This is a genomic window from Sphingobium sp. TomTYG46, assembly GCF_055396345.1.
Genome location: NZ_AP027325.1, coordinates 657,076 through 681,410, shown reverse-complemented (window position 1 = coordinate 681,410; position 24,335 = coordinate 657,076). Strand labels below are relative to the sequence as shown.

General features: G+C 64.3%; 17 protein-coding genes and 1 pseudogene. 10 read left to right on the top strand and 8 right to left on the bottom strand.

Annotated features, from left to right (window positions below):
* Window positions 1-10 precede the first annotated feature (10 nt).
* The 4 genes from ACZ5YV_RS16350 to ACZ5YV_RS16335 all read right to left on the bottom strand — a co-directional run bounded on the left by ACZ5YV_RS16350 (window position 11) and on the right by ACZ5YV_RS16335 (window position 5,351).
* Window positions 11-1,954, bottom strand: coding sequence for a flavin-containing monooxygenase (locus ACZ5YV_RS16350; protein WP_464789436.1), 1,944 nt, complete (start codon window positions 1,952-1,954; stop codon window positions 11-13).
* 171 nt (window positions 1,955-2,125) lie between these two features.
* Window positions 2,126-3,205: a Rieske 2Fe-2S domain-containing protein gene (locus tag ACZ5YV_RS16345; RefSeq protein ID WP_464789435.1), complete on the bottom strand. Its 1,080-nt coding sequence runs from the start codon at window positions 3,203-3,205 to the stop codon at window positions 2,126-2,128.
* Window positions 3,206-3,222: 17 nt separating this feature from the next.
* Window positions 3,223-4,416 (bottom strand): flavin-dependent monooxygenase, encoded by a 1,194-nt coding sequence (locus ACZ5YV_RS16340; protein WP_464789434.1) that lies wholly within the window; start codon window positions 4,414-4,416, stop codon window positions 3,223-3,225.
* 17 nt (window positions 4,417-4,433) lie between these two features.
* Window positions 4,434-5,351 (bottom strand): VOC family protein, encoded by a 918-nt coding sequence (locus ACZ5YV_RS16335; protein WP_464789433.1) that lies wholly within the window; start codon window positions 5,349-5,351, stop codon window positions 4,434-4,436.
* A gap of 187 nt (window positions 5,352-5,538) precedes the next feature.
* Between ACZ5YV_RS16335 and ACZ5YV_RS16330 the strand changes: the two genes are divergently transcribed.
* The gene (locus ACZ5YV_RS16330) at window positions 5,539-6,306 is read left to right on the top strand and encodes a hypothetical protein (RefSeq protein WP_464789432.1); all 768 of its coding nucleotides are present in this window, start codon (window positions 5,539-5,541) and stop codon (window positions 6,304-6,306) included.
* 43 nt (window positions 6,307-6,349) lie between these two features.
* Here ACZ5YV_RS16330 and ACZ5YV_RS16325 read toward each other — a convergent pair whose 3' ends face one another.
* Window positions 6,350-6,733 carry a group II truncated hemoglobin gene (locus ACZ5YV_RS16325; RefSeq protein ID WP_464789431.1) on the bottom strand — a complete coding sequence of 128 codons (384 nt, stop codon included), beginning with the start codon at window positions 6,731-6,733 and terminating at the stop codon, window positions 6,350-6,352.
* A 568-nt stretch (window positions 6,734-7,301) separates the two neighbouring features.
* Here ACZ5YV_RS16325 and ACZ5YV_RS16320 point away from each other — a divergent pair.
* Window positions 7,302-7,415 (top strand): annotated as a pseudogene (locus tag ACZ5YV_RS16320) (alpha/beta hydrolase); the annotation flags it as partial.
* Window positions 7,412-8,089, top strand: a complete 678-nt coding sequence (locus tag ACZ5YV_RS16315; protein WP_464789430.1) for a phosphoribosyltransferase — start codon at window positions 7,412-7,414, stop codon at window positions 8,087-8,089. The pseudogene ACZ5YV_RS16320 and the gene ACZ5YV_RS16315, both read left to right, overlap by 4 nt.
* A 20-nt stretch (window positions 8,090-8,109) precedes the next feature.
* On the opposite strand, the gene ACZ5YV_RS16310 is transcribed toward ACZ5YV_RS16315, so the two are convergent.
* Both ACZ5YV_RS16310 and ACZ5YV_RS16305 read right to left on the bottom strand, forming a co-directional pair.
* The gene (locus ACZ5YV_RS16310; protein WP_464789429.1) at window positions 8,110-8,262 is read right to left on the bottom strand and encodes a hypothetical protein; all 153 of its coding nucleotides are present in this window, start codon (window positions 8,260-8,262) and stop codon (window positions 8,110-8,112) included.
* A gap of 38 nt (window positions 8,263-8,300) precedes the next feature.
* Window positions 8,301-8,633 carry a hypothetical protein gene (locus ACZ5YV_RS16305; protein WP_464789428.1) on the bottom strand — a complete coding sequence of 111 codons (333 nt, stop codon included), beginning with the start codon at window positions 8,631-8,633 and terminating at the stop codon, window positions 8,301-8,303.
* Between the two features lie 140 nt (window positions 8,634-8,773).
* On the opposite strand from ACZ5YV_RS16305, the gene ACZ5YV_RS16300 reads away from it, so the two are divergent.
* Window positions 8,774-9,376 (top strand): cation transporting ATPase C-terminal domain-containing protein, encoded by a 603-nt coding sequence (locus ACZ5YV_RS16300; RefSeq protein WP_464789427.1) that lies wholly within the window; start codon window positions 8,774-8,776, stop codon window positions 9,374-9,376.
* A gap of 75 nt (window positions 9,377-9,451) precedes the next feature.
* Here ACZ5YV_RS16300 and ACZ5YV_RS16295 read toward each other — a convergent pair whose 3' ends face one another.
* A complete protein-coding gene (locus ACZ5YV_RS16295; RefSeq protein WP_464789426.1) occupies window positions 9,452-9,760 on the bottom strand; it encodes an alkylphosphonate utilization protein in 309 nt (102 codons plus the stop codon).
* A 231-nt stretch (window positions 9,761-9,991) separates the two neighbouring features.
* Here ACZ5YV_RS16295 and ACZ5YV_RS16290 point away from each other — a divergent pair, with 231 nt between their 5' ends.
* The 6 genes from ACZ5YV_RS16290 to ACZ5YV_RS16265 all read left to right on the top strand — a co-directional run bounded on the left by ACZ5YV_RS16290 (window position 9,992) and on the right by ACZ5YV_RS16265 (window position 24,303).
* Window positions 9,992-10,630, top strand: coding sequence for a Crp/Fnr family transcriptional regulator (locus ACZ5YV_RS16290; RefSeq protein ID WP_464789425.1), 639 nt, complete (start codon window positions 9,992-9,994; stop codon window positions 10,628-10,630).
* 178 nt (window positions 10,631-10,808) lie between these two features.
* Window positions 10,809-13,877 carry a CHAT domain-containing protein gene (locus ACZ5YV_RS16285; RefSeq protein WP_464789926.1) on the top strand — a complete coding sequence of 1,023 codons (3,069 nt, stop codon included), beginning with the start codon at window positions 10,809-10,811 and terminating at the stop codon, window positions 13,875-13,877.
* Window positions 13,878-13,882: 5 nt separating this feature from the next.
* On the top strand, window positions 13,883-15,925 hold the full coding sequence (locus tag ACZ5YV_RS16280; RefSeq protein WP_464789424.1) for a CHASE2 domain-containing protein: 2,043 nt from the start codon (window positions 13,883-13,885) through the stop codon (window positions 15,923-15,925).
* Entirely contained in the window at window positions 15,912-16,628 is a 717-nt protein-coding gene (locus ACZ5YV_RS16275; protein ID WP_464789423.1) for a hypothetical protein, read from the top strand. Before ACZ5YV_RS16280 ends, ACZ5YV_RS16275 begins: the two co-directional genes overlap by 14 nt.
* 113 nt (window positions 16,629-16,741) lie before the next feature.
* Complete coding sequence (locus tag ACZ5YV_RS16270) at window positions 16,742-18,529, top strand: ShlB/FhaC/HecB family hemolysin secretion/activation protein (protein ID WP_464789925.1); 1,788 nt, start codon at window positions 16,742-16,744, stop codon at window positions 18,527-18,529.
* Window positions 18,529-24,303 carry a beta strand repeat-containing protein gene (locus ACZ5YV_RS16265; protein ID WP_464789422.1) on the top strand — a complete coding sequence of 1,925 codons (5,775 nt, stop codon included), beginning with the start codon at window positions 18,529-18,531 and terminating at the stop codon, window positions 24,301-24,303. The genes ACZ5YV_RS16270 and ACZ5YV_RS16265 overlap by 1 nt, the downstream gene beginning before the upstream one ends.
* Window positions 24,304-24,335: the final 32 nt, after the last annotated feature.

Below are 24,335 nucleotides of genomic sequence, written 5' to 3'. Positions count from 1 at the left end.
TCTTTGAAGCTCAGGAAATGACCATCGCATCCGGATCAGGATTGCGTGTCCAGTTCCAGTACTCGGCGAGTTTGAACGGGCACGACACATAGTTGCGGCCCTTGCTGTTCAGATAATAGCTTTTGGCCTTGGGGTGGGTCCAGACCATCTGCTTCATCTGCTCGTCAACCTTCTCGTTCCAGTCGAGATAGGCCTGCTCGGTCGGCTCGACCGCCTTGCCGCCAGCGGCCACGATCTTGTCGAGCGCCTCGATGATATAATGGATCTGCGCTTCCAGAACCATGTTGACCCCGGCAGCATGATTGGGTGCGCTGTTCGGCCCAAGCGTCATGAAGAAGTTGGGATAGGCGGGAGCCATCACGCCCAGATAGGCGCGCGCCTCGTCCTTGCCCCATGCCGCCGCCAGATCGCAGCCGCCCCGGCCATAGACCTTGAGCGGGCCGAGCGCAGGGGCCAGTTCAAAGCCGGTGGCGAGCGCGATCACATCGACTTCGTAGCGCTTGCCGCTTTTGGTGACGATCGCATTTTCCTCGACATGATCGATGGGGTCGGTTTCCAGCGTGACATTGGGCTTCAGCAAAGTGTCGAGCCAGCCGCCGTCGGCGTCCAGAACGATGCGCTTGCCAAAGATCGGATAGTCGGGAACGACCTTTTCAATGAGGTCGGGACGGCCCGCCAGCTTGCGATGGATATATTGCAGCGCATAGCTGCGCGCGCCGTCATTCTGGGCAGAGATCGAGACGTCCTGGTTGGGCCAGTTCGGGTCCCTCTTCACATTGCCGTAGAGGCCATCGCCGGTGAACCAGTAAACGCGGAAGCGGAACCATTCCTTGTAGTGGGGAATGTTACGCAGCGCGAAGCGGATATTGTCGTTCACCGGTGCGGTTATTTCCGGGTTATTGAGTACCCAATGCTTGGAACGCTGAAAGATGACGAGGCTGGAAACCTTGTCAGCGATCGCGGGCGCGAGCTGGGCGGCGCTGGCGCCCGTGCCGATCACCGCCAGGCGCTTTCCGGTAAGATCCATGTCCGGGTCCCATCCGGCGGTGTGCATCTTGGTGCCCTTGAAGCTGTCCAGGCCGGGGATATTGGGGAAGGACCAGCGGTTCAGAACGCCGTGGGCGAGTAGCACCGCATTCACCACTTCCACCCGTTCCGCGCCGGTCTTCACATCCTGCAAGGTGACGTGCCAGTTGCTGTCCGCATCGCTCCAGCGGGCGGCGAGCACCTTCGTGCCGAACTGGACATGATCGCGGATGCCATATTTGTTGGCGACGCCGGTCAGATAGCTGTGAATCTCCGGTCCCTTGGGGTGGTAGCTGCTCCAGTCCGGGTTCAGTTCGAAGGAATAGGAATAGAAGTGGCTGGGCGTATCAACGCCCACGCCGGGATAGCGGTTTTCCAGCCATGTGCCGCCAAGGTCAGGGTTCTTCTCGATGATCGTATAGTCATAGCCCGCCTCGCCGAGCTTGATCCCTGCGGCAATGCCCGTCATGCCGCCGCCGATCACCAGCACACAGAAACCGGCGGGCGGATGGATGCGGCCGGGTATGTCCTTGCGCGGCACGGTGCGTTCAAAGCCCATCTGGTCGTAAAGCACCGGCATGATCGTTGGATCGACATCTTCGCCCACGCTGACGCCCATCATCCGGCGCAGCAGTTCAGGATCGATCGGGCGTTCCACCGGCGGCGTCGGGTTCGTCAGCAACGCGAAGAGACGGTCCCGCAGATCCTGCGCCATTTCGTCCGGCACATTCGACGGCGCTTCTGCCGTGTAGATGCCGGTCAGGTAGGGCGCGAAACTGTCCAGATATTCGCGGTCCTGCGCATAGGTCGTGTAAACCATCAGCAGGCTAGGCAGGTTGGCGTCCTGCAACGCCCTGCGAAGTCCATCCCGGTCGGCGATGGGCAGGGGGCATGTGGTCGCCGGATGTGGCTGGCTATGCGCGTTCATCTTCGCTCCTCTCTTGGTTGCGCGGAGGCAGAAATGCCGGTTCGCTCGAGAGGTAAGTATATACTTACTTGTCGCGAACACATTGACGTGCGTCAAAATCGGGCAGTGCATATGGCAGCGGCGGAGCGGCCCTAAGGGAAGCTCCGCCTCCGATCCCTTAGCTATGGGATTTCAGGCCGCAGCCTTGCTCCCGCGCAGGTCCACGGTGGTATGGACGCCGTTGACCCGCTTCTGGAACTCGCCCGCGCGGACGCGCGGATTGTAGAATTGGCGATACCATAGCCGTCCCTTGTGAAACGGCCCGTCGTCCGGCACCTGAAGGATGTTGATGGCCGGTTCCTTATATTTCCACAGCTCGAAATCCTGTGAAAAGGCGGCGAGTCCGGCTTCATGATAGGCGCGGGCGGTGGCGCGTTCCTCCACGGTCGCTTGGCCGTTCGCAGCGGTCTGCGCCATCACCGCGAACCAGACGCGGACCTCGCCATCCTCGACCGGCGTGTTGCAGATCATCATGAGCGACGGGTGCTTGCCCTCCATGCGGGACAGCAGGATGCCGGGGCCGGTGTACCAGGTGTCGGTTTCCAGCAGCCCGCCGCCATCGACCAGCGTACGATGACCCGACGCAAAGCGCTGGCGCATGATGGGACCGTCGAATTCATTTTCGAAAAAGACATTGCCCGATGAACCATGGACCGGCGCGAAATGCGCATAGTCGGTCATGTTGTCGAGGATTTCCTGCGGGTGGATCGGAAGGGTGCCCAGATGGTCGACCTGCCAGCGGACCCATCCCTCGCCGGTGCGGCCCCATTCGGCGAAATCGGGCAGGTCATACTCGGGTTCGCCCCCTTCCATGTCATGCCACATCCATATGCAGCCGGCTTTTTCCACGACCTTATGCGACTTGATACAGGCGGCCTTGGGGATGTTGTGCGTCGAATAGGGAATGTCATCGCATTGGCCTTCGGGCGTGAAGCGCCAGCCATGGGCGGGGCAGCGGATCGAATCTCCCTCCACCTGATTGCCGTCGCGCACGACATAAGATGTGCTGTTGCGCGCGATATTGACGCGCATGTGCGGGCAATAGGCGTTCAGCAGCACGACCCGTCCGCTCTTGCCGCGATAAAGCGTCATGTCCTGCCCGAAAAAGCGTACGGGTTGCGGCTGCTGCGTCACCTCATCGGCGGTCGCCACCATGAACCAGCCACGGGGGAAGGTCAGTTCGCCCAGGCCATATTCGGCTGTCTTTGCCATGATCTCTGCCTTTCCTGTTAGATGAAGCTGTCGCCGTTCGGCGCGCCGAGCATGACCCCGCCGAAATTGCGGCCGACCACGCCCGGATTGTTCGCGACATGAGCCCGCCCGGCATGAATGTCGCAGAAGGCGCGGGCGATCGGATTGCCGCGATAAATGGCTTCCGCGCCACTGGCTGCGAAGATGCGGGCGATCAGCGCGCAGCAGCGGCTGGAAATCTGTGCCGACTGGAAACGGTAGTGGAGACGGGTTTCAAGGTCCGCCTGCTCGCCCATGCGCGCCTTTTCCGTGAGGTGCGCGAAGTTACGGAACAGGATGGTTTTCATCTCGTCGATCGCCACGCGGGTCTCAGCGATCACCATCTGCACATCGGGGTCGGCCGTGGCGCTCGCCCCGCTGTTGGCGCTCCTGCGCTTGGCGCCCTTTTCGATGAAGCAGTCCAGCGCACCCTGAAGCGCACCGATGGACGAGGAGGATACGGCGCGGACAAAGACCTGCCCAAACGGCAGCTTGTAGAGTGGGCCGGGGTTGACCTTTGCGCCGGGGTTGGTGGACGCGAAGCCATCCTTCGACCGGTGCGTGCGGTAAGCGGGGACATAGGCGTCCTCCACGGTCACGTCATGGCTGCCCGTGCCGCCGAGCCCGATCGTGTTCCAGATGGGCAGCACCTTGAAATCGCCGCGCGGGACGAGGAAGGTCCAGAAGTCGGGCTCTCCCGTCTCCGGATCGTTGACGAGGCCGCCCAGAAACGCCCAATCGCAATGATCGACGCCGCTGGAAAAGCCCCAGCGCCCGCTGATGCGATAGCCGCCCTCGACCGGCGTGACCTGCGCGCGCGGCATGTAGGAGGAGGAGATGAGGGTGGTGCAATCCTTGCCCCACACATCCTCCTGCGCCTGGGCGTCGAACAGGGCGAGCTGCCAATTATGCACGGCGACAACGCCCAGTACCCAGGCGGAAGACATGCAGCCTTCCGCGAGCTTCATCTGCACCGCATAGAATGTCTCGATGTTCATCTCATATCCGCCATGGCGGCGCGGCTGGAGTATCTTGAAGAAGCCCGCGTCCTGGAAATCGCGGATGGTTTCGTCCGGCACCTTGTTGCCCGCTTCGCAGGCGTCGGCCCGTTCGCGCAGAACCGGCACGAGCGCCGCCGCCCGATCGACGAGATCGGCCATGGCGGGTGCGGTGGTCGCATTGGCTAGCGTCATATTCCCTCTCCTTCTGATCAGGCCGCGTCGGCCAGTTTTGCCTGTTCATCGGCACCGAAGCCGATGCTGAAATCATGGCCCCACAGGCTGGCCGATGTGCTTTCGAAAACGGTGTGATGATCCCAGTCCACGACCCGCCCGCCGCAGCCATATTCGAGCGCGAAGCCGCCGGGCGTTTCGACATAGAAGCTGATCATGTGATCGTTGGTGTGGCGGCCTAGTGTCGCCATCAGACGCGCGTCGGACGCGAGCACCCGGTCATAGGCGTGGCCGACCTCGTCGATCGTCGCGACTTCGACCATCAGATGGACGCAGCCCGATGGCACCTCGCCTTCGAACAAGGCCAGGCTATGATGACGGCCATTGGCGCAGTGCAGGAAGTCGATCCGCATTTCGGGTCCCCCCTCGCCAGCGGGGCGGTGGACCATGAAGTCGGACAGGCCAAGGCCCAGCACTGCGCTCAGGAAGCTGCGCGTCTTTGCGATATTCGGGGCGGGCAGTACGGCATGGCCATAGCCAAGGTCGCCGGTAACGAAGCGCGACCCTTGCGGTGAGCAGAAAGGCGCGAAGCTGCTGACATAGCCATAGCATAGCTCGTGGCGGTTGCCCGAAGGGTCGTGGAACCACACCATGGCGGTGATATGGCGCAATGCCCGCTCCGCCTGCGTCGAATGTGTATAGGCAATGCCTCGCGCATCGAGCGCGGCAAGGACCTGCGCATATTGCTCTTCGTTGCGGACTTCCCAGCCGCTGGCGCAATAGCCGTCACGATCGCCTTCGACGATGAACAGCCGCCCCGCGCGCTCGTCAATACGCAGCGCCAGTCCGCCCGGAAGCGCATGGACGGAAAATCCCGCGATGTCTTCGGCGAAGCGGACCCATTGCTGAAGATCGCGGGACGTAATGATGCTGTAGGCGAGAGCCGCGACTTCCATGTCGTCCTCCAGTCGGTTGTGGCGCCATGATGAACCGGGACGACCAGGAGGGAATTGACCATCATCAAATTTCAGGAATTTTCGCTTTCATGAAGCGATTTTTTCTCCGATCATTCGCGGTCTATGCGCTAAGTAAGCGACAATTTTCGTTACAAATAGAACAAAATTCTACGCGTATGTTTGAAATTTGATCTGCCTCAATGCGCTTGAAGCCACCTCGCCTTCCTATCTGCGGGCCGGGCGAGAGGCTGCGGCAGAGAGGAACAGCATGAACGTCCAATCGACCATGCGCGCAAAGGCGGCGCAGACAATCAGTCATGTGAATTTGCACTATCCTCGGCCCGACGATGGTCTGGCGGCTGCATTGCTGCTGGAAACCGCCGGGCTCATGAAGACCCAGCAAATGGAACTGCCGCAAGGCGGCATATTCTATCGCTTCACCACCAATGTCCTTGCCCCCAATGGTGGGGACAACATCGTCTATCTCAGCCCGCTACCGGCGGCGACAGCGGCGCTGCTGACCGCGGCGCGCGAAGCGCTGGGGTTGGGCACTGATAGCGAGCATCCCGCCGTTCCAGCCTATCGGGCTGCACAGGCAGCCGATCCTGAATATGATTTTCATGTGGGGTTCCTGCATGCATCGCTTGAGCAGCTGGAAGATCGCTATCTGGCGCTCCAGGCGCTGGAGGCCAATGATGTGCGCTTTGCCGGGCGATTGAAGTTTCTGGTCAATCGCGCTCAGCCGGGCGACGCGGCGATCGACGCCCGGCTTGATGCATCACCAGTTTATAGAGGCGTCACGCGCTACACCTACGGGCGCAATGGTGTGCAAGCTTTTTGCGAGACAGACCTGATCGTCGATGGTCCTTTGGGCGGCGGCATGGTTCTGGAATTCGATTATATCTTCCCCGGCCGTGCGGACCACATCCTAGCGGTTTCGGATGCCAGCCGGTGATGCAAGAACTGCCACCCGGTGACATGCGCGGGGGCAGTCAGAATCAGTCGCGAACCATGGCCGACGCCATCGCGTCGAAGACGCTGCCAATGCGTGCGGCCAGATGCTCTTCGACGCCGCAATCCTCCATCGCCTTCTGCATCGCCGACGTCCATTGAACGGCAACGGCATCGGTGATGGGAAAGCGGGCGTGCAGCGTCATCATGCACTTGCCGGGGTTGGCCGCGAACCAGTCGCTGTCGCCACCCAGCCAGCCGCACAGAAAACCGCTCAACGACCGCCGCATAGGCGTCAGGTCATCGGCATGCATCGCCCGCAGGTCGCGATAGGCAGGGACGGAGTCGATGAGGTCATAGAATCGATCGACGATCCTGCTGACCCCTTCGCGTCCGCCTACGGCGTGGAAGGGCGGCTGCTCTTCACTCAATTCCGGTCGCCGCGCATGGCGTCCTGGACGCTGAGGCCGCCCAGAACGAGCATGAACACGATCATCAGGCCAGCGACGAAATGCGGGAAGTAAAGGCCAAACAGCTGATCCATTTTATGTCTCCTTTCCAAAGACATTAAATCTTCAGTCGCGGCGACGAATTGACGTGCGTCAAAAATCAGGGATTTCAGCAGCGGATCGAGCAGGATGACATGACCATGCTGCTCCCGGCTCTAATCCGTTAAGCGACGTAGCTGTCCGAGGTTCGCCTAGTCGAAGGCTCACGTAAGGTCGACAGGTCTTAACCGCGGCCTTGGCTGGCTTTGCGGCGACTATCCTTGCTGTTGCAATCGCATCGGCGGTGCGGGCGCTATTAGCCCCTTGGCTGGGCGGCAGGTCGGTCTATATGCCATTTATCGTCGCCGTCATGGCCATCGCCCTGTGGTGGGTGAAAGGTCGGCAATCCTTGCTACACTGCTCGGCATCACCGCGAACTTCCTGTTCCTGGGCAGGCCCGCAGTCCAAGGTCGCGACATATTCGAAGGGGTCATGTTTGGCGCCCGCTCAACTGGTCATCGTGCCCGGAACGAGCCATTTGTTCGAGGAACCCAGAACGCTCGATCAGGTCATCAGTCTGGCCAGACGTTGGTTCAACTCTCACCTGAAGGGGGAGACCCGATGAAGCCTCAATCCATGCAGTTTCACGATCGTCATGATGCAGACGTCCATTTGGCCAAGGCGTTGGCACGTTTTGCGCCGAGCCATCCGTTGGTTCTTGCCTTGCCGCGAGGAGGCGTGCCAGTCGGCTTCGAGGTGGCAAGAGCGCTCGATGCCGACCTGGATCTTCTCTTCGTGCGCAAGCTGGGCGCGCCGGGCAATGAGGAACTGGGCATCGGCGCGGTGGTCGATGGGGCAGAACCGCAACTTGTCCTTAATGAGGAAATCGTGCGGCAGCTGGCCCCCGCGCCGGAGTATATCCGCGCCGAGATGCGCAAGCAGCTGGCTGAAATCGATCGGCGTCGGCGCGTTTATCTGGGGAATAATGAACCCATTCCGGTATCGGGCCGTACCGTGATCGTGGTGGATGACGGAATAGCAACCGGAGGCACGATCAAGGCGGCGCTCAAGGGCATGAGCAAGGCGCGTCCCGCGCGGCTCATTCTGGCGGTTCCGGTAGCGCCTGCGGCGGTGATCGCAGGTCTGCGCGAGGAATGCGACGACATCATCTGCCTTTACGAACCCCATCCCTTCTATGCGGTGGGCGCGCATTATGTGGTATTCGATCAGACCAGCGATGCCGAAGTGGTCAAGCTGCTGGATGATGCGCGTCGGCAACGGAATACCCAATCGGCGTGATTGTGACCTCTATGGCAAATTCAGCCCAGTTCGTGCTGCAATAGCCCGTTCAGGATGATCCATAGCCATTCTGCGCTGATCAATTGGGCGGCCAGGAGGATAAGGATCAACGCGGCTGCGATTATGGCCAATATCATCCATAGACGGGTCGCGGGCCTGTCCCTTTGCGTCATGGTCACTCTCCGGCGGGCCTGGAGCGCACGATCGGGCCTCAAGGATTGGTCCGGCTGGCGACCACGGTCGATCCGTCGGGCTGGATCTGGATGAGATGATAAGTCCTATCCTCGCATTGTGCCCTCCAGGCAGCGGACGGCGGGGTGGTTCCGGGCATCGGGCTGCTGTCGATTACTTGCTGGCAAGGCAGGCCAGCATCCCGGATAGCACGGAAAAAGGCCGCCTCCCGGGCCTGTTTGGGCAATGCCGCGATCTCCTCGACATAGTTCATCGTCGAACCATTCGCCTGGGGCGCGGGCGCTTCCGTCTCGTTCGCCGGTTTACACGCGCTGGTGATCAGCACGGCGGCCAATAGCGGAAGTGTTCGCATCGCGATGCTCCTTCAACTGACAAGATGGAGAAGCCTATTTCCCACGTCCCGAATGCGTCGCCCATCGGGACATATACTTATTACAGCCGGGGGGAGCGGGGGATAGCCGCAAAGCCATAGGTTTCATCTTCGCGGTCCATGTGCCGATCGCAGGGCTTGCCGTTTCCCCACTTCTGCTGGACCTGCCGCTGGTGCTGGGGCCAATCCAGATAGCCCTTCTCGAAATGATCATCGATCCGGTTTGCGCGCTCGTCTTCGAAGCCGAACGGGAAGAAAACCGTATCATGCGCAGGCCACCGCGCAATCCGGACGAACGCCTCTTTGCCGGACGTCTGGTCCTGCCAAGCATCGCTTATGGCGGAATTGCCTTCGCGCTGCTCCTCGCTCTCCACATCTGCGCAGCCCTCTGGGGCTATGACCCTGGCCGCGTGCGTGCGCTCCTCTTCTTTGGGCTGATGACGTCCATCATGGCGTTGGTGCTGGTCAATCGGTCCTTCAGTACATCGCTGACGAGCGCCGTCTGGCGACACAATGTTTCGCTGCGCTATGTCGCGCTGCTCGTTCTTTTGGCTTGTGCGCTCATATTCATGCTGGAACCCCTGCGTCAGGTTCTGGACTTTGCTCCGTTGAAGCTGACGGATTTGGCCCTCCTGATCCTCATTCCCGCCTGCGTTCTCTTTCTGTGCGAACTGCTAAAGGGGCGCATGGGATGGAGCGCACGTCGTGCCGCGCGCGGGGATTGACGCACTGTCCAGCTACAAGTCCGGAGCGATATTATCCGTCCATCTCCATGCCAGCGTTTTGGACCCCGCCGCAGATCAATGCTTGCGCACAAACTCGGCTCGCAGAACCAGGCCTTTGATGCCCTCATAGCGGCAGTCGATTTCCTGTGGGTCGCCGGTCAGCCTGATCGATTTGATCACGGTGCCTTTGCGCAGCGTCTGCCCGGCGCCCTTCACCTTCAGATCCTTGATCGTGATGACGCTGTCGCCATCCGCCAGAAGGTTACCGGCGGAATCATGCACTTCAACCCGGTCTGCGAGTTGGTCCTTGGCAGCAGCCTCCGCTGCGGAGATCCACTCGCCCGAAGCTTGGTCATATACATATTCGTCGTTTGTATCGGTCATTTCAAATCCCTGGTTCTGGTCGTTAATTGAGCTGCTGGGCCGCCGAAGTTGGTTCGGACATGGCGGACTCGCGAGAGCAGACCCACGTCACAATGAAGTCGAACTTAATATTGGCGTCTGCCGCCCCTACGCACCATTTCGCCGCAACAGCTTAATGGCTCCAACATGGGTAAAGGGCGGCTTACATATTTTAGCTATGCTCTTCATAGGGGCATCGACAGGGAATTGCCCATGTTACGCCAGGTTGCGGTTAAGGAATCCGACTGCCATTTTCGTCCGCATCAGTTTCTCGCTCGGGAGGATGAACAGCCCGAAGCCATTTTCCAAATTGATGAGGGCTGGGCGTGCCGGTATCGGTTGCTGCCTGACGGACGGCGCCAGATCACCGGTCTGTACCTGCCCGGCGACATTTGCGAACCACATTGGGCGCTGGGCAAACGGCCTTCCCAGCCCATAGTTGCGCTCACCAATGTGCGGGCCACGCGCCTTCCCTGCGTTTCCGATGGAACGCTTCTGGTGGAAAGCCATCAAGCCTGCTGGAAAAGCCTGGCCGAGGTCATCGATCGGCAGACCAACTGGCTGGTAACGCTCGGCCGCAAGACCGCGCTGGAGCGTTTGGCGCATCTGCTTCTGGAACTGTTCGGTCGCATGCGTGTGTCGGGCCTGACCTATGGCCAGCAATGCGCGATGCCGCTTACGCAGATGGAAATTGCGGACCTTACCGGCCTGACACCGGTGCATGTCAACCGGACGCTACAGACTATGCGGGCACGGGGGCTGGTGGAATTGCAATCCAAGTGGCTGCGGATCCCCGACCTTGCGTCCCTGCGGGAGGCGGCGGCGCTCACCCCCAACGAAATGCTGGTTTAAGCGGTGCATCGGATCGGCGCGACACCCCTCTTTTACCTTGCGGCAAGCTGGGGCGGCGCTATGAAGAGCGCGCCGGGTCCCGCCATGGGGGGCTTGCACGGACAGATCCGGCGAGGCTGGGGGGATAGCCTTGAGCGCTATAGGAAATTTCTGTCGGATCTTGGCCGGGCTGGGCGCTTTGGGCCTGTCATCTGCGCTGGCCGCGCAGCCGCAGCTTGACCGGCCGCTGTTGCAGGACAGCTTTCGCATCGGCAGCGGCGGCGGAGCGCTCTGTCAGGCGCAGAGCGTCAACGGCGACCCGGCAAGCCGCACCATGTTCGATCGCGCATGGGCCGTTGTATGTCGTGACGCCGCGCGTCCGGTAGGCCGCATCTATGCGCTGCGGCGGAGCGGGGCCGATAACGAAGGGGCGCTGCTCGAAAGACTGTCGGCATCGCGCCGATCTGCCGTGAACTGCGGTGCGCCGGGTGGCATGACCTTGCCCGATATTGGCGCGGTAACAGTCCGCCATTGCTCCAGCGAAGCGGGCGCTTACCGCATCCTGTCCGTTGAACGGGGCAAGACGCTTTATGTGACGCAGGGCTTCGCGCCCTATGACACGGTCCTGGACCTTGGCCTCCGCACCGTCACGTCGGGCCGCACCGTGCCGGGCAAGATCGACATCGTCACGACCGGCGGTGGCAATGCGGCAGCCTTTGCCCGGATGCAGGCGGCGACCCTCGACCCGCAGACCGTTATGGCGGAGGGTTATCGTCGCAACGCTTCCGGCAACTATGCCGAGGCCGCCGAATTTTTCGACAGCCTGACCGACCGCCTCGCCCGCGATCCCGATACGCAAGCCTTAAGCCCCGCCGAACGGGCCAACCGACAACACGAATATCTCGTGAACCACGGTTTGCAATTGTCCAACCTTGGCCTGTTCGATCAGGCCGATGCCGCCTTTGCCCAGGCTCGCGCCGTGCCGACGGCAGATGCTGTCCAACTCCGCCTGCGCCGTAATTTCGAAGCTGTGCATCACCTTAATCAGCGCGATCTTCAGGGCGCGCTCGCCTTGCTCGACCAGCCAGTGGAAGGCGGAACGGTGCTGGCCGCTGGCACTGATGGCGCAGTGACCCTGCCGAACGACGTGGCGGCCGAATTGAGCAGCGGCGCGCCTGAAACGCGGGCACTGGGCGTACGGCAGGATACAGCACTTACGCCGCGTGAGCGGGCGGCCATACTCGATGCGCAAGCACAGCAATTGCGCGGCACCATCTTGCGCCTGTCGGGCAAGCCTCGGGAGGCGCGCACCGTGCTTACCCAGGCGCTCAACGACGTGCAGCAGGTGCGCGATGGCCGCGTGACATCGATCACCCGGCTGCGCGCGCAACTGCTGGGCGAGATCGCGCTGACGCACGAAGCGGAACAGGATTATGGCGGTGCCGAGGCGCGGCTCAATCAAGCCGTCAGCCTGATCGCCGCCCAATATCCCGAAACGATGGCCCTCAACGGCGCGCGTGCCCGGCTGGGCGCCTTCCTCGTGCGGCGCGGGCGGACCGATGAGGCGCTGAAGAACTATCGCGCGATCATGACGTCCACCGTGGCCAATCGTGGCACGCTGACGGCGATGGCGAACCAGTTGCAGCCCTATTTCACGCTGCTCACGTCCGAAATGCCCCGACGCCCCGAACTGGCGGCGGACCTGTTCGCAGCGTCACAATTGCTGGTGCGACCCGGTGCGGCAGAGACGCTGGAATTGCTGAGCCGCGAATTGTCGACGGGCGACGGAGAGGCCGCGCGTCTTTTCCGCCAGTCGACATCTCTGTCGCGCGATATAGAGCGTGGCCGCATCGCCCTCGCCCAATTGCGTGAAGCGGGTAGCGACGACAGCGCGACCCAGGATGAGATAGCGCGGCGGCAGGCGGAGATCGACGCGCTGGCGACCGATCAGGCCGCGACGCTGACGGCACTCGCCGCCTATCCGCAATATCGCGCCGTCAGCCCGCAATCGCTGACCCTTGGCGAAATGCGCGGAACGTTGAAGGCGGGGGAGGGCTATTACAAGCTCGCCCAGCTTGGCGATGCCCTTTATGCCCTGTGGATAGACGGGCAGGGCGCGACGGGCTTCCGCTTGCCCATCAGCGCCGGCGAGGTGGCACGCAAGGTCGCGGCGCTGCGCGATACGATTTCGACCGATGTCGCGGGTGTGCAGTCCACCTATGCGCTCGATCTGCCGGTGGCGCGCAGCCTCTATCTCGACCTGTTCGGCCCGATCGATGAGCGGCTGAAGAGCGCGCGGCATCTCATTTTCGAGCCGGACGGCGCGATGCTGCAACTGCCGGTCAACCTGCTGGTCGCCAGTCAGCCTGGCGTCGATGCCTATGCCGCGCGGCTGGAGAAGGGCGGCGATGAGTTCGACTTCCGGGGCATCGACTGGCTCGGCCGCGATCATGCGGTGAGCACCGCCTTGTCGGCTCGCGCCTTCCGCGACGCCCGGCTGACGCCGCCATCGGGCGCACCGCAAAGCTATATCGGTTTTGGCGACAATGCGCCGATTGCCGGACCAAGGCTGGCCGCCCTGACGCGTGGCGCGCTGCCCGGTCAGGCTGACGATTGCAGCTGGTCGCCTGCCCAGTGGAGTCACCCTATTCCGGCGGACGAGTTGCGTCAGGCGGCGCAGGCGGTTGGAACCTCGGGCAGCGAACTGGTAACCGGCGCGGCCTTCACCGACGAGGCGGTCAAGGCGCGCAATGACCTTAACCACTTCCGTATCCTGCATTTCGCCACCCACGGCCTTGTCACGCCGCCGCGCGCGGGATGCCCGGCCCGCCCAGCCTTGCTGACCAGCTTTGCGCCAAAGGCCGGGTCGGATGGCCTGCTGCAATTTGGCGAAATCTTCGACCTGCGGCTGGATGCGGACCTTGTCATATTGTCGGCCTGCGACACGGCTGGGGCGGCGGGGGCCGAAACGACCCGCGCGGCCGGGCTTTCCGGCAGCGGCGGAGCGCTCGACGGATTGGTGCGCGCATTCATCGGCGCGGGCGGCCGTTCCATCATCGCGAGCCACTGGCCTGCGCCCGAAGAATATCGCGCGACCGAAAGGCTGATGGCCGGGCTGTTCGCGGCGGCTCCCGACCAACCCGTGGCTGAGGCGCTGCGTTCGGCCCAGATTCAGCTGATGGACGACGCGGACACTTCGCATCCTTTCTACTGGTCCGGCTTTGCCGTCATAGGCGATGGCGCCCGTCCGTTGATAGCCCGGCGCTGATCCCGATGGCGGCGCAGGGCCTGTTGCGCCGGGGCGCGCGCGTCATGCAGGACGCGGGGCGATGGCGGCTTGCCGGGACGGCGCTGTTATTGCTGCTGGCGCTGTTCGTTGCGGGGTGGAACTGGACCAAGCCATTGGGCGCCGCCGGTTCAGAGCGGGAGATGCCGACCGCCGACGCGGAGCGCGGCCTGTATGATTGGCGCACGGCCACTTTCGCCCCCCGTGTCGAGCAGGACAAGCGCATCCTGATGGTCGTCTATGATGACCAGACGCTGATCGCGACGCGCAAACGCTCGCCACTGGATCGTGGGCTTTTGGCGCGGGCGCTGCGCAATCTGGACGCGATGGGCGCAACCTCTATCGGCATCGATATATTGTTCGACCAGCCGCAGGATGAAGACGCGCAGCTATTGTCGGCGCTGCATGCGATGCGCACGCCGGTCTGGCTCGGCTACGCCAATTTCGGCGACAACCGCGAACAGATCATCTTTGAACAGCAGCAATATCTGGACCGGTTCATCGCTGAGGCGCGGACCTCCAGGGTCAGGCCCGCGAGCATCCGGTTGGAAACGGATTCCGACAATGTCGCGCGCAGTTGGCCAAAACCAGTGCCGGGCCAGCCACCGCTGTTGTCGCTGGCGATGCACCCGTCGGCATCCTTTGCGCATTATGGCGGCGCTATCCATTTCCGCATGCCGCGCGCCCAGGCGGACGGATCGGAAGAACCGGTGATCCCGAGCCTTCAGATCGATCTGCTCGCGGACCCCTCCATGGCCGCTGCTCTGGCCCCAATGGTCCGGGGTCGGCATGTGCTGATCGGCGGCGACATCGTCGATATCGATCAGTTCGAAACGCCGCTGTCCGGGCGGCAGGCGAAATCGACCATGATCGGGCTGGAAGTCCATGCCACCATGCTGGCGCAACTGCTCGATCGCGCTCTGTTGCCTGCGGTCCCCGGCTGGGCATTGTGGATCGCGGCGGCGGTCATCGTGCTAGCCGCAGCGCTCACCAGCCTCGCGGATTTGCGTTGGTTCTGGCTGGTGCCCGCGCTTGGACTTCAGGCCGTGGCGATAGCGGGCTTGCCGCTCTGGTTGCAGGCAAGGGGCTGGGATACCAAGGGGCTACCCGCCGCCGGTTGGGCGCTGGGCTGGGTCGTCACCTTTGCGGCAGTCAGCGCCGCGGCGCGGGCGGTCAATTCGCAACAGCGCCGCTTCGCGCAGGCGGCGCTGGGCAAATATCTGCCCCGCGACATCGCCGCGCAGATTCTGGCGGAGCCGGAGAAGCTGGCGCTGCACGGCGAAAAACGGCCTATCTTCACCCTCTTCACCGATCTGGAGGGCTTCACCAAACTCAGCCACGCGATCGCCCCGGAAATGGTGGCGCAGTTGCTGAACCGCTATCTCGACATGTTGAGCGACGTCGTCCTGGCGCATGGCGGGACCATCGACAAATTCGTCGGCGATGCGGTCGTGGCCTTCTGGGGCGCGCCGATCGCGCGAGAGGATGACGGGCGCAACGCCGCGCTCGCCGCCTATGCCATGTGGCAGGCGGGGGAGGTGTTCCGGCGCGATCTGCCGCCCGGCGTCCCGCCGATCGGGCGAACGCGGGTGGGGCTGCATCATGGTGATGCGATTGTCGGGAATTTCGGCGGCGAAGGGCGCATTCAATATACGGCTCTGGGCGACAGCATGAACACCGCCGCGCGGCTGGAAGCGGCGAACAAGGCGCTGGAGACGTCAGTGCTGGTTTCGCGGGAGGCGATGGAACGATCCGGTCTCGACTGGTGGCGGCCGATGGGCCGGGTCCGCCTTCGCGGTCGGTCGACGCCGGTTGACCTGTTTGAGCCAGCGCCTGATTTCGCGACCGCCGATCGCGCCCGGCTGAGCGCCGCGCTTGCCGTTTTCGACACTGAAGATGCGGAGAAGCGGGCGACGGGGCTGGCCGATCTCAAGGCAGTGGCGCAGGAGCATCCGGATGATGCGGCTCTCGCCAATCTGGTGTATCGCTATGAATATATTGGGGATGGAGGAACTTATGGTCTGGGCTAAGGGGGCGATGGCGCTCGGGATGGCGGTGGCCGTGGGCGCTGGGACGCCTGCATGGGCCGACAGCCTGGTGGTGCGGTCTTCGGGACCCTCGGCGGGCAGCTATGCGCCGGGCAAGAAGCTGGCGGATGGCGGGGCACTGCTGCTCAAGGCGGGGGACGTCGTGACCTTGCTTGATGCGAAGGGTACGCGAACGCTGCGTGGACCGGGCCGTTTCAGCGTGACCGCAGCGGCGACAGTGCCTGCTTCCAATGTGACCATGGCCGCGCTGCTTGATACGAAAAGGGTTCGCCGGGCGCGCACCGGGGCCGTGCGCGGCGCCCTGGGGGACGCGTCAGCGGTGCCGAAGCGCCCCAATCTGTGGTTGGTCGATGTTGCGCAGCCGGGGCCGCTATGCGTGTCCGATCCCGTCGCCGTGCGCTTGTGGCGAGCCGATGTCAAAAAGTCCGCAACCGTCAGCATCAGCGGCGGTGGCGCGCAGGGTACGGCCAGCTTTGCCGCTGGGGAGGCGATGGCGGCATGGCCCGCGGCGCTCCCGGTCAAGGATGGCGCAACCTATCGGGTGGATGCCGATGGGCGTTCCACCGACATTCGCTTCGCACTGCTGGGAGCGCCCGCTGGCGGGATCGACAACATGGCATCGGCGCTGATCGCGCATGGATGCCAGGCGCAGCTTGATCTGCTGATCGATACGGCGGCACGCTAGGGACTTGATAAGCCGACGGGCGACGGGCAGAGCGCCTTCCCCGGACGGTCGCAGCGACAGGGACGACAGGCCATATGGCCGCTCCCGTCGCACTTTGGGGGAATGAGACGGTTATGGGGTTTCAGGGGGCAGCAACATCGCGCATGGCGGGGCGTGCGCAATGGCGGTTGGCGTTGGCACTGACTGCCATGGCGCCAATGCCCGCAATGGCGCAGGTCGCGCCGCGCGCACCGACGCGGGAGGAATTGTCCCCGGGGCAGCAGGCCGCCGATGTCGCGGGCGAAGGAAGCCGTCTGACCGTCGAGGGCGGCGTGGAGCGGGCGCCTTGCCCCTTGGCCGATCCGCGCTTTGCCAATGTGACCGTGAACTTTGCCGATGTGCAGTTTGACGGCCTTCGCGGCGTGGACGCGGCCATCCTGAAGGACAGCTGGGGCGATCTGGCCGGGCGCGACGTGCCGATCGCCAGCCTGTGCGAGGTCCGCGACCGGGCCGCGACGGCGCTGCGGCAGCTCGGCTATCTGGCGGCCGTGCAGGTCCCGCCGCAACGGATAGAGAAAGGGGGCACCGTCCGTTTCGACATATTGATGGCGCGGCTGGTCGCTATCGAGGTGCGGGGCGACGCGGGCAGGAGCGAACGGCTGATTGCCGCGCATATGGAAGCGCTCAAGGGGCAACCGCTGTTCAACGTGCATGAGGCCGAACGGCACCTGCTGCTGGCGCGCGACCTGCCGGGCTATGACGTGCGGCTGGCGCTGCGGCCCGCCGGGACGGCGCCGGGCGAGGTCATCGGCGAAGTGCAGGTGGTGCGTCGCCGGGTGGAAATGGACGTCAATGTCCAGAATCTTGGCAGCAATGCGGTGGGCCGCTTCGGCGGCCTCGCGCGGGTGCGCTTCAACGACCTGACCGGGATGGGGGACAGCACGGTCCTCAGCATCTTCAACACCGTGCAACCGAGCGAGCAGACGGTGTTACAGGTCGGGCACAGCATGGCGCTGGGCAGCGACGGGCTGCGGCTGTCGGGCGACTTTACCTATGCCTGGAGCAAGCCGGATATCGACGGGCTGGACCTGTCATCCAGAACGATGATCGCCTCGGCCGCCCTGACCTATCCCCTCGTGCGGCGACAGGTGCACACGCTGTTGGCGAGTGGCGGGCTGGACGTGGTCGATCAGGACCTGCGCATCGGCTCTCTGTCCTTGTCCCGCGATCGGCTCCGGGTGCTGTTTCTTCGGCTGGAGGGAGAGGCGATCGATCCCGACAGCCTGGGCAGTACGACCGGCTATTCGGCGATCGAACCCAGATGGCGGATCGGCGGTAATCTGGAACTGCGCCACGGGCTCGCCGGGCTGGGGGCGAGCGAGCCTTGCGGCAATCAGGCGGCCTGCATTCCGACGGGACAGTTGGACGGAGACGCCTCCGCTTTTCTGGTGAGGGGAGGGGTGCAGGCGGAATATCGCCCCACTCCGAAGCTGACCTTCGCGCTGTCGCCGCGCGCGCAATATAGCCCGGATCCGCTGCTGTCCTATGAACAGATGAGCGCGGGCAACTATACGGTCGGGCGCGGCTATGATCCGGGCACGCTGACGGGGGACAGCGGCGTCGGGTTCGGGGCGGAGGTCCGCTATGGGCGGATCACGCCGAAGGGACCGGGCGCGATCGCGGTGCAGCCTTTCCTTTTCTTCGACGCGGCGTGGATGTGGCACCAAAGCAGCGTCTTTGCCGGGCTTGATCCGCAAAAGCTCTATTCGGCCGGTGGCGGAGTGCGGGCGACCTGGTCCAATCATGCGCGGATCGACCTGACGTTGGCAACGCCGCTGCGGCGCGCGGGGTTGCAGACGGAGCGGGGCGACACGCGGTTGCTGTTGTCGCTTAGCACTCGAATTCTGCCGTGGAGGCGTTAATGTCGGCTAAACGTAGCAAATCCTGGCTTTTGACCCTGTTGGGCCGCTCCAGCGCGGTTGCGCTCGCGGTTGGCTGCGGCGCTGGCGTGGCGCAGGTCAACAAGGCCTTTCAGGGCAGCTATTCGGTACAATCGGGCGATGCCTTTGTTTCGCAAGGATCATCCGCCGGGACCGACACCATCACGTTGAATTCGTCTGAGGCGATTATCAACTGGACGCCTGACAATACGAGCGGCACCGGCCCGATCGACTTCCTTCCCCAGAATAACACTGTCGTCTTCAGTGGTTTCAGTGACTTCACGGTGTTGAACCGAATCCTCCCGGTGAACGGCAGCGGAGTGTCGGTTTCGCGAGTGATCGAACTGAACGGCACAGTGCAAAGTCAGATCAACGGCAGCACGGGCGGCAAGGTGTGGTTCTACGCGCCGGGCGGGATCGTGGCTGGTCCTAACGCCTTGTTCAATGTCGGGTCGCTGGTGCTGACCAGCAATGACATCGACACCACCGGCGGGCTTTATGGGAGCGGGGGCGAGATCCGCTTTCGTGGCCCCAGCAACGTCCTTACATCGGTCGAACTGAAACCGGGCGCGCAGATCAACGCACTGTCGAGCGGCAGCTACGTCGCGCTGGTGGCGCCGCGCGTGGTGCAGGGCGGCACGGTCAGCGTCAACGGCGGGGCGGCTTATGTCGGCGCAGAAGCAGTCGATATCACCATAAATAACGGCCTGTTCGACATCAGCATCAGCGCGGGCACGACCGATACCAATGGTGTAGTGCATACGCGCACCACAGAACGGCCGGGCGCGACGGTCACCGATGCGCAGCATGTCTTCATGGTTGCGATGCCAAAGAATCAGGCGCTGACCATGCTATTGTCGGGCAATGTCGGCTATGACGCGGCGGCGAGCGCGGTCCAGTCGGGCAGCGCGGTGGTGCTGGCCGCCGGATATGACATAGCGGGCAACGTCATCGGCGCGCGCAATGTGACCGGCACCGGCGAGGCGAGCATCAGCATCGGCGGCGGGACCTGGCAACCGGACGTGAACGGGCACGCGACCGGCAATATCGCCGTTCAGCCAAGCGCTGCCGCGAACTTTGCGAACCTCAACCTGACGGCGGAACGATCGATCACGCTGCAATCCGGCGCTGCGGGAGCCATAGCGCACACCGGCACCATGGACCTGAAGGCGGGTGAGGCGATCACCGTGCGCGCCGATCAGGGCGGCAGCATCAGCGTTGGCGGCGACATGAACCTGACCGCCGGGATTGGCGGCACGGGCGGGACAATCGACGTCCTGACCTTTGGCGGCAGCGCCTTGCCAACAGCCAACGGACAGATCGACGTTACCGGGACAATGCGGCTGAACGCCAACGCCTATGGGCTGGGAGGGATTAATTCTCCGGTGTCGGCCGGTGGCGATGCGACGGGGGGTGCGATCAACGTCATTGCGGAAGGCGGTTCGATCAGCGCGGCTAGCCTGTTCGCCAATGCCGATGCGACGGCGGGGGTCGGCAGCGACAGCGCAGGGAATGCGACGGGCGGAGCCATCACCGTATCGGCACGAACCGCGGCAGGACCGAGCGGGCCGCTGGCGGGCGCGATCGATTTTGGCAACATGACGTTGAGTGCGACCGCAGGAATCCAGAACAGCTTCCCCCTCCCTGCCGTCACAGGCGGCAACGCGACCGGCGGGACGATAAGCGTTTCGGCAGCGGGCGGCAGCATCACGACCGGCTATTTCGACATATATGCCAATGCGACAGGTGGCGACGCCAGCGGCGTGGCGGGGACCGGCATGGGGGGCGGCATCACCCTGTCAGCAGGTGCGGAGAACGGCTTGCGCGGCAGTTTCGCGGCCGATTGCACCTTCTATTGCAACATCACCGCCGATGGTCGGGGCGGCTATGGCGCAAACGGGGCGAATGGCACGGGCGGGTCGATCCTGATCCAGGCGACCGACGCGAGCTTTGTGGCGGATGGTGGCCTGACCCTGCACGCGAAAGGTGTGGGCGGCGGCACGGAATCCTTCGATGGCGTAGCGGGTCGGGGTGGCGACGGGCTGGGCGGCAGCATAGCGGTGGAGAGCAGGGCCGGTGCAGCAGGGGACGCGGTGATGCGTTTCGGCGCTCTCTATGCTTCGGCTGATGGCGCTTCCACGGAAGGATCGTTCGGCTTAATGGCCGCGTTGAGTTTCGGCGGCTCTGCGTTCAGTTCGGGAGGGTCGGCTTTTAACGAGGGCGATGGCGGGAACGGCACTGGCGGGTCAGTCAATTTCCTGGTCGCGGGCGGCAGTTTCGATGCGGGCAGCCTGTATGCAGAGGCCAATGGGCAGGGCGGGTCTTCCTCCGTCAACTGCCCGTCATGCGGCGATGGCGTCACGCCGTTTCAGGCTGGCAGCGGGCAGGGCGGATCGGTCCAGTTCCTGATGACCGGCGGCACCGCCAACATCGCCAATCTGGAACTGGGCGCGGGGGGCGTCGGTGGTGAGGCGGTGGCGGCGAACGCCATTGACCAAGTATCGAGCCTGGCCGGATCGGGCACAGGCGGCACGGCCGTTCTGGAATCGCGCGGCGGCGTGCTGAACGCCGATGCCATTCGTATCGAGGCAAATGGCGTGGGCGGCGGCGATCCGTTTGCCTATTATAATTATAACGGCCCCAATGGCGCGGATGGCGGCGCGGGCTTCGGCGGCACCGCCCGCTTGCTGATGGGCGCGGGCGGCACCGGCCAGATCATCGTCACTGAGGACCTCAGCATCGGGGCGCTGGGCTATGGCGGCGCAGGCGGCCTGGCCGGTTCCGATGGGTCGGGCGGCTTTTACATAGCGGGCGCAGGGGGCAATGGTACTGGCGGCACGGCGGAACTGACGCTGGCGAGCGGCGCGCTGACGGCGCCGTCGCTGCTGATGTCGGCGGCGGGCGTCGGTGGCGCGGGCGGCAATAATAGCAGTGATGCGGCCGGCGGCGCGGCAGGCAACGGCATGGGCGGCACGGCGCGCGTCGCCTATCTGAGCGAAGGCCATGCGATCGGCGCGCTGACCGTGTCGGCCGAAGGGCAGGGCGGCCTGGCGGGCATCAACGGCTATATCAGCGGTTTCGATATCAACGACCAGCCCATCTATGCCTATGGACCCGGTCAGGGCGGCGCGGGCGGATCGGGCCAGGGCGGCACGGCAGACATGCTGATCGACGTCGATCCCAGCTTTGCCAGCCTGATCGTCAGCGCCGACGGCTTTGGCAGCGTGGGCGCAGATAGCGCTAGCAGTGGCGCGGGCGGCACGGGTGCTGGTGGCATCGCGGCGCTCAACATCAGCTTTGGCGCGACCAGCGTCAGCGGCGAGTTGCGCGTGTCGGCTTCCGGCTTTGGCGGCGCTGGCGGCGCGGCGTTCAGCGGAGCGGCGGGCCGGGGCGGCGATGCCTTTGGCGGCACGGCGACGCTGGGACTGACCGGCGCATCGACCTCGCTCGACGCGGGCGACATCGGCGTTCTGGCAGAGGCGCTGGGCGGCGCGGGCGGCACTGGCGCATTCCAGAGCGGGCTGGGCCTCGCGGGTGCGGATGGCGGCGGCGCGCAGGGCGGGACGGCGCTGTTCGCGGTGAACGCCGGGGCGAGCGCGGTCACTGGCGCGGGCCTGCTGTTGAGCGGCAATGCGACCGGCGGCGCCGGTTCGGCCGGGATCGACGGGCTTGCCGGTGGCGCAGGCGGTTCGGGCGGAGATGCGGCGGGCGGGTCGGCCACATTGCGGATCGACGGTGGAAAATTGCGTGTAAGCAACAGCTTTTCGACGCTTCCCCCCTACAGCATCACGGCGGTTGGTCAGGGCGGCGCGGGGGCCAATGGCGGCGTTGCGAGCGACCCGGCGCTGGCCGATGGGGCGGGCGGCAACGGTGGAGCGGGCGCAGGCGGCGCCGCCTCCTTCGCAGCGAGCGATGGTGACTTCCTGATGGGGCCGCTTTCCATCGTCGCGGACGGCGCGGCGGGACTGGCAGGCGCGGGCGGGATCGACGGCCTGACGAGTGGGGGAACGGCCTCCCTCAGCAATGGCGGCGGCATCGCGCTCGGCGCGGGTGTGCAGCGGCAGCTGGCTTCACTGTCGATGACCGCCAATGGCGACGCGGGCGGCCGGATCAGCTTTACCGACAGCAGCAGCGCTGCGGGCGGCGGCCTGCGCGTGGCCGGGCCGATGACCTTGCATGCGTTGGGCACCGTAGTGCCGGGCTTCACCGGCATCAGCTTTGCCGCGTCGGGCAATGTGGTGCAGGTCGATGGCGCTGCCGATTTCCTGACGGAAGGGCCGTTGTCCTTTGCGTTCGACGGCGGCGGCGCGCTGGCGGTGACGGGCGCGCTGACCGGCTATTCGGGCACGAACATCGCGTTCAGCCATACCGGACGGACGGCAGGCACGGACAGCCTGTCGGCGGCCAGCATTGTCCTCGACACGCCGGGCGGCATCAGCGCGGCGGGCGCATCGCTGCGTTCGGCGGGACTGCTGACGATGAACGGATCCGGGATCAGCGCGCAGGCTCTGGCTTCGGGTGGAGCGGCGGCGTTGGATGCCGGGGCTGGCGATCTGGTAGTGAACGATCTGCTGGCGCAGGGTGCGATCACGGCGCTGGGGCGGAACATCAGCCTGGGGTCGAGCGGCGGGATGGCGATCGCCAATGCCGTGGCGAGTGGCGATGTGCTGTTGAATGCCGCCGGGCTTGTCGCGGTGAACGGCCGGGTCAGCGGACAGGCGGTCACGATCGGTTCCGGCGACATCGCGATTTCTGCCAATGGGCAGGTGAGCGCGGCGGGGCTGTTGCGCTTCGATGCGTCGGGCGCGCAGGCGTTCATCGGCGGTGGCGATGCGACGACGGGCTACAGCCTGTCGGCGGCGGAGCTGGGCCGTGTATCGGCTGGCGGGATCGCGATCACGGGCGCGGGGGACGTGGCCGTGCGCGACCTGACGATCGGGACCAATATACTTCCGGGCGGCGGCGTGATGAGCATTGGCGCTGCCGGGCTGTTGCGTGTGCAGGGCGCGGTGGCGATGACCGGGCGAACTGGTGCTGGCGGACTGACGCTGACGGCGGGAGACGCGCTGGAGGTGATTGCCGGGCTTGGCTCCATCGCGATCAGTGACGGCAATGGCGGGCTGGGCGGCGTGCTGACGCTTGACGCGCCGTCCATCTATGTCGCGACGGCGCAGGCGATTGCCGATGTCCGGGCGGCGGACACAGTGACGGCGCGGGATTTGCGGCTGGCGCAGAATGACGGACTGGCGCTGGACGCCGGGATGTTGCAGGCGGGGACGATCCGTTTGGCCGCGACCGACGGCATCTTCATCCAGAATAGCGGGCTGTCGACCAGCTTTGCCGACCGGCGCGGCTTTACCGCCAACAGCCTGATCATCAGCAGCGGGAACGGGCGGCCGCAAATCGCTGTCAACGGGCGGCTGGCGCTGGCTGGCGGGGGTTTTGCAACCGGACTCGACACGATCCCGCTGGTGACGATCGATGGGCGCTATGCCGTGGGGTCCAAGATCAACGGCTGCTTCCTCTTCGGCTCCTGCACCACGCTGAGCTTCGATAATCGGGAAACGTTCGACGGCTTGCTCGATCCCACGGTGTCGGTGTCGCGCATCTTCCCGACGGCCTTGATCGAGTTGCGGGATGTCGTGACGGAGGGTTTTCCTCCGCTGATCGACGAGCCGGTGACGGGCGCGGGCAATGAGGATCTGTGGGATCGCTCATGCGGCGAGCCCGGCGAACCGGCCTGCGATGCGCAATAAGCGGAAAGATCAGGCGAAACGGGATTGAAAGG